The organism is Bradyrhizobium sp. 31Argb (assembly GCF_043638955.1).
Taxonomy (GTDB): domain Bacteria; phylum Pseudomonadota; class Alphaproteobacteria; order Rhizobiales; family Xanthobacteraceae; genus Bradyrhizobium.
On sequence record NZ_JBEGDB010000303.1, the window covers coordinates 1 to 9,286 of the forward strand.

The following is a 9,286-nucleotide window of genomic DNA, read 5'->3' on the forward strand; positions in this document are numbered from 1 at the left end:
GCGAAACTACTTCGCCGTCGTCGCCATTGCCGCCACTCTGCTCTGGATAAGGTAACTGTCCACACGGCCTAGAGCATATTCGGTTCTGATTGAATCAGAACCGAAGCTCTAGATTCTTGTATTGACGCGTTTTCTTCACGCGAACCGGTGTCCACTTCGCTCGAAAACGCTCTAACGATTGCCGCTGGATATGCCCTGCGGCGTTACGTCACCGGTCGCATCGTTTGCGGCAGCAGGAAGGGAATGCCGCGGTCGGTATAGTCGATCGTGGCATCGACCTCGAAGATCGTGCGGATCGTCTCCGCGGTCATCGCCTCGCTGCGGCCGCCGTCGACGGCGAGCCGGCCGCGATGCAGGAGAACGAGGCGGTCGGCAAAGCGCATCGCGAGGTTGAGGTCGTGCAGGATCGCGATCACCGCGGTGCCGCTCTGCGCGCGACGGCGCGCGGTCTCGACCAGGTCGATCTGGTGCCTGAGGTCGAGGCTCGAGGTCGGCTCGTCCAGGAGCAACAGGCCGGGACCGTTCTGCGCTTCGCCGCAGGCGAGCTGCACCAGCACGCGGGCGAAATGCGCACGCTGCTGTTCGCCGCCCGACAGTGTCGGCAATTGGCGATGACGGAAGCCTCTCAGACCGACCTCGTCCAAGGCGGACTCGACCAGCGGCGCCGCCGTCGCGCGCGAACTGTCGCCCGCGCCCATATAGACGATTTCCTCCACCGTGAACGGGAAGGTGACGTTGACATGCTGCGACAGCATGGCGCGATGCCGCGCCAATTCGCGCGGCCGATAGGCGCGGAGCGCGCGCTGCTTCAGTTCGACCGTGCCGCGGGTCGGCGTGATGTCGCCGGACAGCATGCGCAGCAGCGTCGACTTGCCGGCACCGTTCGGGCCGACGATCGCGATCATCTCTCCTGGATTGACGCTGAGGTCGACGCCGTCGACCAGCGTGGCGCCGCCGACCACCACTGAGACCGAGCTCGCCTGCAGCATCGGAATCATAGCGAGACCAGGCTGCGCTGCCGCAGCAGGATGGCGAGGAAGAACGGCGCGCCGACCGCCGCCGTCAGGATGCCGATTGGCATTTCCGCTGGTGAGACGATTGTACGTGCCATCGTGTCTGCGCCGACCAGGAGCACGGCTCCGAGCAGCACGGAAGCAGGCAGCAGCAGCCGGTGCGCCGGCCCGATCGCGAGCCGGAGCAGATGCGGCACCACGATGCCGACAAAGCCGACGACGCCGCACACGGAGACCGCAACCCCGGTCATCGCTGAAACCAGGATGATGGAGATTCGTTTCAACCGCTCGACGTCGACGCCGCCGTGAAAGGCCTCGGCTTCACCGAGCACGAGGACATCGAGCCCGCGCGCGATCGACAGGCACGCGAGCAGCGCAACAGTGAGCACCGGCGCCAGCGTCGCGATCTTGCTCCAGGTCGCGCCGCTCATCGAGCCCAGCATCCAGAAAGTGATGTCGCGGAGCTGGCGGTCGTCGGCGACGAAGACCAGGAGCCCGATGCCGGCATTGGCGATCGCGGCGATCGCAATTCCTGCCAGCAGGAAGATCGCAATCGACGTCCGCCCGGCGCGGCTCGCGATGCTGTAGAGGATGATCGTCGTCACGAGCGAGCCGGCGAATGCCGCCAGCGGCAGCAATTGGTGCTGCATGAAGCGGACGCTCTCGCCGATGTGGCTGTCCGTGAAGACGATCGCGGCTGCTGCAGCAAAGGCGCCGCCGCTGGAGACGCCGACGAGCGCGGGATCGGCGAGAGGATTGCGGAACAGTCCCTGCATGATCGCGCCGGATGCCGCCAGGAGGCCGCCGACCATCGCGGCGGCGACGATCCGCGGAATCCGGATCGACCACAGCACGAGCTGGTCGCGCGCAACCAGCGGATTGGCCGCGCTGTCATTCCATAGGCCGAGCGCGGCAGGCAGGCGGGCGCGGGGAATTCCAGCCGCACCCAGCGTCACTGCAATGAGCGCAACGCCGACAAGCGCGGCGCAAAGGCAAAGCAGTGTCAGCGATGCGGGCGGGCGCAACGAGCGCTTGGTGCGAGGATCGGCAGTATTGCCACGCGCGTCCGCCAAGGCGCTCATTGCCGGCAATTCGCCGTGAGCGCCGCGGGCACGAACTTCTCCGCCTGCGGCACCAGCGCCGGATATAGTTTCGTCGAAAGGTCGCGCGCTGCGGCCGCCGTGCGCGGCCCGAAGCCGAGCAGATACAGCCCTTCCATCGAGATGAAGCTCTTGTTCGCAGCGACCGGCGTCAGCGCGAAGGCCGGATGTGCATAGATCGCCTCGGCTTCCAGCGAATCCTTGCCGCGCTGGATCGACAGCACGACGTCGGGCTTGGCGGCGACGATCGCCTCGTCGCTGACGATCTTGTAGCCGTCATAGCCTTGGACCGCATTGACGCCGCCGGCGAGCTGGATGATCTCGTTTGCCGCCGTCTTCTGGCCCGCCGCCATGGCGCGGCCGTTGAGCAGCGACATCACGAACATCACCCGCACCGGCTTCGTCACCTTGGCGCGCAACTCGCGCAATTGCGCGAGATCATGCGCGACGGCGGTGGTCAGGCATGCGGCGCGTGGATCGGCATCCATGGCGTGGCCGACCAGCTTGATCTTGTCGAGCAATCCCTGCTCGGAGAAGGTCTCGGGCACCAGCACCAGGGGCACCTTGGCCGCTTCCAGCACGTCCATGGTTTCCTTCGGCCCCGAGCCCTGTACCGCCAGCACCAGCGACGGGTTGAGTCCCAGCACGCCTTCGGGCGAGAGCTGGCGCATATAGCCGACATTGGGTTTGTCGCGCAGCGCCGCCGCCGGATAGAGGCTGGTCGCATCGACGCCGGCGACGCGGTCCTCGAAACCGAGCGCATAGAGGATTTCGGTGATCGCCCCGCCGATCGAGACGATCCGCGAAGGGTTGTCGATGATGACGTCGCGGTCGCGCGCATCATGCACGGTGGTGTTTGCGGCGGGTGCCGCCTCAACGGGCAAGAGGCTGGCGATCAGCAGGACTGCGAGCGTGCGACAAATTGCCATCGAGGGATCACTTGGTCAGGATCAGCTTGTTCTGCGAGGTCAGACGCAACCGGTACATCTCGTCGCCATGCGCGATCATGATCTCCCGTTCGCTCTGGAACAGCTCGCGGCTGTCGATCCGGTTGCCGGTCATGGAGAGGTTTCTCACGGCGGGTGAGGCATTTGCTGTGCGCGCCCCGGCGCCTTCGGTATCGTCTCCGGAAGTTGCCGCCATATCCTCTTTGCTGCGCCCCGAACGTTCTCTGGATGGCTGTTTGTACAGGTCGCCCGCACCGCAATCCAATCACTGCAGTTTACAATCGATATAAACTGTGCCGTGCCGTTGTTGACCACTTTGTTACCGCGACGTAACGAATGCGAACGTGGCGCGGGCGGGTGGCCCGCACCGTATATTTTGGTAGCCAGCAAGCCGCTCGCATCATTTCGCGAGCGCACGCCAGCCAGACCCAAAAAGCAGATCTTGGGATTGGGGCAATATGGCTGACGGGGCTAGGATTTCGCGCGCCCTCATTTTGGGCGCATCAGTGGTTTCAATCGGGTTGCTGCTTTCCGAGTCCGGGTTCGCCCAGACCGCGGACGCGCAGCCGGCTGGTCGCGCGTCGGAGCGCGCCAAGCAGGCGAAGCGCAAGCCGGCGAAGCCGAAAGTCGAACAGCAGGCGGCGGCGCCTGTGATGAACGCGCGCGCGCAGATCGGTGCCGTGACGGTGCAATCGCTCGATACCATCACCGTTGCCGCATCGAAGACGGAGGAGCGCGCGATCGACGCGCTTGCCCCGGTCAGCGTCGTCACGCTCGAGCAGATCCAGGGCCGCCTGCCCAACACGGTCGGCGATCTCCTTTATAATCTGCCCGGCGTTTGGGTGCAGAATCGCGGCGACGAGCCGTCAACGTCGATCAACATCCGCGGCCTGCAGGATTTCGGCCGCGTCGCGGTCGTGGTCGACGGCGCCCGGCAGAACTACCAGCGCACCGGCCACTTCGCGAACGGCTCCTTCTTCCTCAATCCGGAGCTGATCAGCAGCATCGACATCGTGCGCGGCCCGACGGCGAACATCTACGGCTCCGGCGCGATCGGCGGCGTGGCCTCGTTCCGCACCAAGGACATCGAGGATGTGGTTCGCCCCGGCGAGCGCTGGGGCGTCGATTACAAGAATGTGTTCGGCAGCAATGAGGGACGCTGGCTCACCTCGGCTTTCGGCGGCGTTCGCGTCAATCCCAATGTGGACGTGTTCGCGGGCGGCACCTACAGCACGCAGGAGAACTACAAGGACGGCACCGGGTTCGAAGTCGCCAATACCGGCAACCGGCTTTCCAGCGGCATCGCCAAGCTGACGGTGCGCCCGGCCGATGGGCACGAAGTCAAGCTCGGCACCATCTTCCAGGAAGATATCTACAGCGTCGGTCAGCCGGCGCGGCGTGCGGGCGACCCCAACTCGACCAATGCGAACGGAACCAACAATCTCTCCGGCACGTCGGTCTACGCGAGCAACGTGAAGAACTACACGACGACGCTCGGCTGGACCTATTCGCAGCCCGATGACCGGTTGTTCGACTGGGATGCGAAGGTCTACTGGAATCGCACCGAGAACGACCAGGTCAAGACCGGGCATACCACCACCACGCCGTCGGCTTTCTGCGGTGGCGTGCCCGGCAACGCCGTCTCCGGCTGTATCGGCAGCAATCGCGGCTATCTCCTCGACACGTTCGGCGTCGACATCCACAACACCTCACGTTTCGATTTGTTGGATTGGCACAATGCCATCACCTACGGTCTTGATGCGTTCCAGGACCAGGTGAGCACGAACGACAGGAGCGGCACGTCCGAGGTGACGACGCCAGGCGGCCGTCGCACGGTGTCCGGCGGCTTCGTGCAGTGGAAGGCCAATTACCAGAACCTGGTCGAAACCATCTCGGCGCTGCGTTACGACAATTACCAGTTGGAATCGGGGACGACGTCCTCCAGCGGCGACCGCCTTTCGCCGAAGATCACGGTCGGGCTGCTTCCCGCGGCGATACTGACGCCCTATGTCAGCTATGCCGAAGGCTACCGCGCGCCGTCGATCACCGAGACGCTCGTCAACGGCCCGCATTCCGGCGCCACCATCAACGATTCGTTCTTCCGTTGTCCGTCGGGCACGCCGGGGCCCGGCGCCGACTCGACATTCTGCTTCGTCCCCAATCCGAACCTGAAGCCCGAGATCGGCAAGAACAAGGAGATCGGCTTCAACCTGAAGAAGAACGACCTGTTCGTGCCGGGCGACAGCATCCGCGGCAAGTTCAACTTCTTCCGCAACGACATCGAGAACTACATCGATCTGGTTTCCTATGGTCCTCCGCTGGTGGTTCCGACCGGTCCGCCGCCCGCACCGCGCATCACCGTGTTGCCCTTCGTGCAGTACCAGAACATCGCCGAGGCCCGCATCGAGGGGTTCGAAGCCGAAACGATGTACGACGCGCGAACTTGGTTCGTCGGTATTGCCGGGAGCTACATGCAGGGCAAGAACCTCCAGACCGGCCTCGGGCTCTACAGCATCCCGCCGCAGAAGATCACCACCACGGCCGGCGTGCGCCTGCTCGACAACACGCTGGTGATCTCCGCGATGTGGACGTCGGCGCTGGCCAATAACAATATTCCCCCGACCTTCACGCCGGCGACGTCCTACGATCTCGTGAATCTCTACGTGGCCTACACGCCGACGCGCGATCTGGTGCTCAACTTCTCGGTCGAGAACCTCCTGGATCAATACTACCGTCCCTACGCCATCCCGGTCGGCTCCACCGGCGACACCCAGAACGACGTCAAATGGGCCAGCGCGGGGCCGGGGATCGTCTTCAAGGGCGGCCTCAGATATCACTTTGGAGGGACCTGATCGAGGAACCGGCAGCCCTGACGGGAGGGCCATCACCATCATGCCGCCGGCCGCGCTGATGCCAGCGCGGCTTGGCGCGTTCTTGTTTTCAACCAACTTAACCGGCAGGCTGCGCAAGCGGCGCAGCGCCGAAAACCCAACGAGCGGCCAGCGCCGCAAACCAGAAGGAGAATTCGACAATGTTTATCGCCATGAACCGCTTCCAGGTGAAGAAGGGCTCGGAGCAGGCGTTCGAGACCGTCTGGGCTACCCGGGAATCCTATCTCGGCAACCTGCCGGGCTTCGTCGAATTCCATCTGCTCAAGGGGCCTGAGGCCGAGGACCACACGTTGTATTCGTCACACACCACCTGGGTCGACAAGGCGGCGTTCGAAGCCTGGACACGCTCGGAAGAATTCCGCCGCGCGCATGCCCGTGCCGACAACAAGACCGGCGAGAGCCTCTATCTCGGCCATCCCAAATTCGAAGGCTTTGAGGTGATCCAGACCGAGCGCAAGGCGAGCGCTGCGGCGTAAGGAGACCGCCATGTCGAGTACGGAGCTTGCCGATCTCAGGGCCTACATGGCCGAAAATCCCGGCGCCGTGATCGAGAACGTCGCGCGTGAGCGAAAGGTTTCGCCGCGCGCGGTGATCGAGGCGCTGCCGGGCGAGATGGTGCGGATCGGTGCGGGCGGCGAATTCGCCGCCGCCATGCAGGACGTCGCTGGTTGGGGCGAGGTGACGCTGATCGTCCACACCGACGATGCGATTTTCGAGTTCACCGGCGCAATACCGGGTGGCGAGATCGGCCGCGGCTATTTCAACCTGATGCAGCCGAAGGGCCTGCACGGCCATCTCCGCCACGAGCGTTGCGGGGCGATCGCGTTTGTCGAGCGCCCCTTCATGGGCAAGTCGTCGGCCTTCATCGCCTTCATTAATGTCGACGGCGGCATCATGTTCAAGGTGTTCGTCGGCCGCGACGAGACCCGCGCGCTGCGCGGCGACCAGCTCCAGCGCTTCCGCGCACTCGCGGACCGGATCGCGCCTAGAGCGTTTTCGAGCGAAGTGGACACCGGTTCGCATGAAGAAAACGCGTCAATACAAGAATCTAGAGCTTCGGTTCTGATTCAATCAGAACCGAAGCTCTAGGGGCGCGGCCTGAGGAAGCAACGGCGGGAAGCGATCATGCAAGCATGGTTCGATGGATTTTGCCGGCGCCCGATCGTCACGGCGCTGATCGCTTCCAGCGCAATGCTGTGGCCGGCTGCTTGCTTCGCCGCCGACGATAACGCGCTATTGCCGCGCAACCTCTCGCCCTGGGGCATGTTCCAGAGCGCCGACATCGTGGTGAAGGCGGTCATGATCGGCTTGGCCTTCGCCTCGCTGGCGACGTGGACGATCTGGCTGGCGAAAACCATCGAGATCCGCCGCAAGACGGCACTGGCGAAACAGCGGCTGCGCCTGCTCGAGAAGGATACGCTGCTGGCTGAGGCGGAGCAGGCGAGCCGCGGCGGCGACGACGCGGTGGCGCAGATCATCCAATCGGCGGCGCGCGAGGCGAGCCTTTCCGGCGGCGTGTTCGATGACGGCTTCAAGGAGCGTACCGCGCTCAGGTTGGAGCGGGTGGAGGCCGCGATGGCACGGCAGATCGCGCGCGGCACCGGTGTGCTCGCGACCATCGGCGCCACCGCGCCCTTTGTCGGCCTGTTCGGCACGGTCTGGGGCATCATGAATTCCTTCATCGGCATCTCCGAAGCGCACACGACCAACCTCGCCGTGGTCGCGCCCGGCATTGCCGAAGCGTTGCTTGCGACCGCGCTGGGGCTGGTCGCGGCGATCCCTGCGGTCGTGATCTACAATCATCTGACGCGGTCGATCGCCGCCCATCGCGCGCTGCTTGGAGATGCCTGCGCGATGGTGCTGCTCCTGGTCAGCCGCGAGGGCGACCGTGGCCTGTTTCGCCTCGCCCGCGCCGCGGAGTGAATGATGGGCGTCAGGCTCGGGGCGGGCAGTGCAGGGGGCGGGCGGTTTCGGGCCGAGGACGATCTCGTCGAGGCGCATGAGATCAACGTCACCCCCTTCATCGATGTCATGCTGGTGCTGCTCATCATCTTCATGGTCGCGGCACCGCTCGCCACCGTCGACCTCGGCGTCGATCTGCCCGCGAGCACCGCCGAGCCGCAGCCGCGCCCGGACAAGCCGGTGTTCGTCACGGTGAAGCCCGATCTGTCCGTCGCCGTCGGCGAGGATATCGTCGCGCGTGATGCGCTCGCCACGACTATCGACGGCGCCACCAAGGGCCGCAAGGACGAGCGCATCTTCGTGCGTGCCGACAGGGCGGTGAGCTACGGCGAATTGATGGAGGTGATGAACCTGTTGCGCAACGCGGGCTATCTCAAGATCGCGCTGGTCGGCCTCGACGGCCGGAGCTGATCCTCAAATGAACGCCTTCGCGCTGCATGACGTCACCGACCAGACCGCGTTGCGGCGCTGGGGCATCTCGGCGCTCGCAATCCTCGCCACCCATGCGGCGCTGATCGCGGCCGGCATGAAATGGTATCGCGAGCAGCCGCTGCCCGGCGTCTCCCTGCCTGCGATCATGGTCGACATGGCGCCGGCGACGTCGGCGCCGCAATCGACGCCACTGGATCTCGCGCCGGGCCCCGAGATGCAGGCCGCTGACGCTTCGCCGCCCGAACCGGCGCCGCAGCAGGCGGTGGAAGAGCTGATCCCGCCGACCCCGCCGCAGGAAAAACCGGAGGTGGTGGCGCCACCGGAGCAGAAGGTGCAGCCGGCGCCGCCGACGCCCGAACCTGCAAAGCCCGTTCCCGACCATAAGCCGGCGCCGGTCAAGCCAAAGGTGGTCCGCCCCGACGCCAAGAAGCCGACGGAGGCACCGCCGGCGCCGCGCACCACTGCGTCACCACGCGTCGAGCGCCAGGGACCGACCATGTCCGCCGTCAGCAGCGGCGCCTCCGCGGCCGCCGTCGCCTCCTACAATCAGATCGTCCGTGCCCATCTCCTGCGCTTCAAGCAATATCCGCCGGGTGCCAAGTCCGCCGGACAGCAGGGCGTCGCCAGCGTCGTTTTCACACTCGGCCGCAACGGACAGGTGACGTCGAGCCGGCTCGGCCAGTCGTCGGGCAATCCCGCGCTGGATGCGGAGGTGGTGGCGATGGTTCGCCGCGCCCAGCCGTTTCCGCCGTTTCCCGCCGACATGAAGCACCCCGCCATGGGCTTCAACGTGCCGATCTCGTTCTCGCTGCGATAGGCGCCGCATGTAGCCCGGGTGAAGCGCCAGCGTAACCCGGGACCGCTGGTAGTGGAGTGCCCCCCAAAAGTGAGACACGGGAAATTAGGGACAGTTCTCTAACGGAGAACGTATGCCCAACAAA

The 9,286-nt window shown here is 65.1% G+C and carries 9 protein-coding genes and 1 pseudogene; 6 read left to right on the top strand and 4 right to left on the bottom strand.

The window, feature by feature from the left end:
- Positions 1–203: 203 nt before the first annotated feature.
- The 4 genes from AAFX91_RS35160 to AAFX91_RS35175 are packed head-to-tail and all read right to left on the bottom strand — an operon-like array spanning position 204 to position 3,256.
- Positions 204–998: a heme ABC transporter ATP-binding protein gene (locus AAFX91_RS35160; protein ID WP_394569610.1), complete on the bottom strand. Its 795-nt coding sequence runs from the start codon at positions 996–998 to the stop codon at positions 204–206.
- Entirely contained in the window at positions 995–2,095 is a 1,101-nt protein-coding gene (locus AAFX91_RS35165; RefSeq protein WP_394569611.1) for a FecCD family ABC transporter permease, read from the bottom strand. Before AAFX91_RS35165 ends, AAFX91_RS35160 begins: the two co-directional genes overlap by 4 nt.
- Positions 2,092–3,042: a hemin ABC transporter substrate-binding protein gene (locus AAFX91_RS35170; protein ID WP_394569612.1), complete on the bottom strand. Its 951-nt coding sequence runs from the start codon at positions 3,040–3,042 to the stop codon at positions 2,092–2,094. Before AAFX91_RS35170 ends, AAFX91_RS35165 begins: the two co-directional genes overlap by 4 nt.
- 7 nt (positions 3,043–3,049) lie before the next feature.
- On the bottom strand, positions 3,050–3,256 hold the full coding sequence (locus AAFX91_RS35175; protein ID WP_130581536.1) for a hemin uptake protein HemP: 207 nt from the start codon (positions 3,254–3,256) through the stop codon (positions 3,050–3,052).
- 262 nt (positions 3,257–3,518) lie between these two features.
- On the opposite strand from AAFX91_RS35175, the gene AAFX91_RS35180 reads away from it, so the two are divergent.
- From AAFX91_RS35180 to AAFX91_RS35205, 6 genes and pseudogenes are all read left to right on the top strand, one after another.
- The gene (locus AAFX91_RS35180) at positions 3,519–5,912 is read left to right on the top strand and encodes a TonB-dependent hemoglobin/transferrin/lactoferrin family receptor (RefSeq protein ID WP_394569613.1); all 2,394 of its coding nucleotides are present in this window, start codon (positions 3,519–3,521) and stop codon (positions 5,910–5,912) included.
- A 179-nt stretch (positions 5,913–6,091) separates the two neighbouring features.
- Positions 6,092–6,427, top strand: a complete 336-nt coding sequence (locus AAFX91_RS35185; protein WP_130581534.1) for an antibiotic biosynthesis monooxygenase — start codon at positions 6,092–6,094, stop codon at positions 6,425–6,427.
- A 10-nt stretch (positions 6,428–6,437) separates the two neighbouring features.
- Positions 6,438–6,935: pseudogene (hutX, locus tag AAFX91_RS35190) on the top strand (heme utilization cystosolic carrier protein HutX); the annotation flags it as partial.
- 207 nt (positions 6,936–7,142) lie between these two features.
- Positions 7,143–7,874, top strand: coding sequence for a tonB-system energizer ExbB (gene exbB / locus AAFX91_RS35195; RefSeq protein WP_130581545.1), 732 nt, complete (start codon positions 7,143–7,145; stop codon positions 7,872–7,874).
- 3 nt (positions 7,875–7,877) lie between these two features.
- A complete protein-coding gene (gene exbD, locus AAFX91_RS35200; protein ID WP_282529761.1) occupies positions 7,878–8,324 on the top strand; it encodes a TonB system transport protein ExbD in 447 nt (148 codons plus the stop codon).
- Between the two features lie 7 nt (positions 8,325–8,331).
- Entirely contained in the window at positions 8,332–9,162 is an 831-nt protein-coding gene (locus tag AAFX91_RS35205; protein ID WP_394569614.1) for a TonB family protein, read from the top strand.
- Positions 9,163–9,286: the final 124 nt, after the last annotated feature.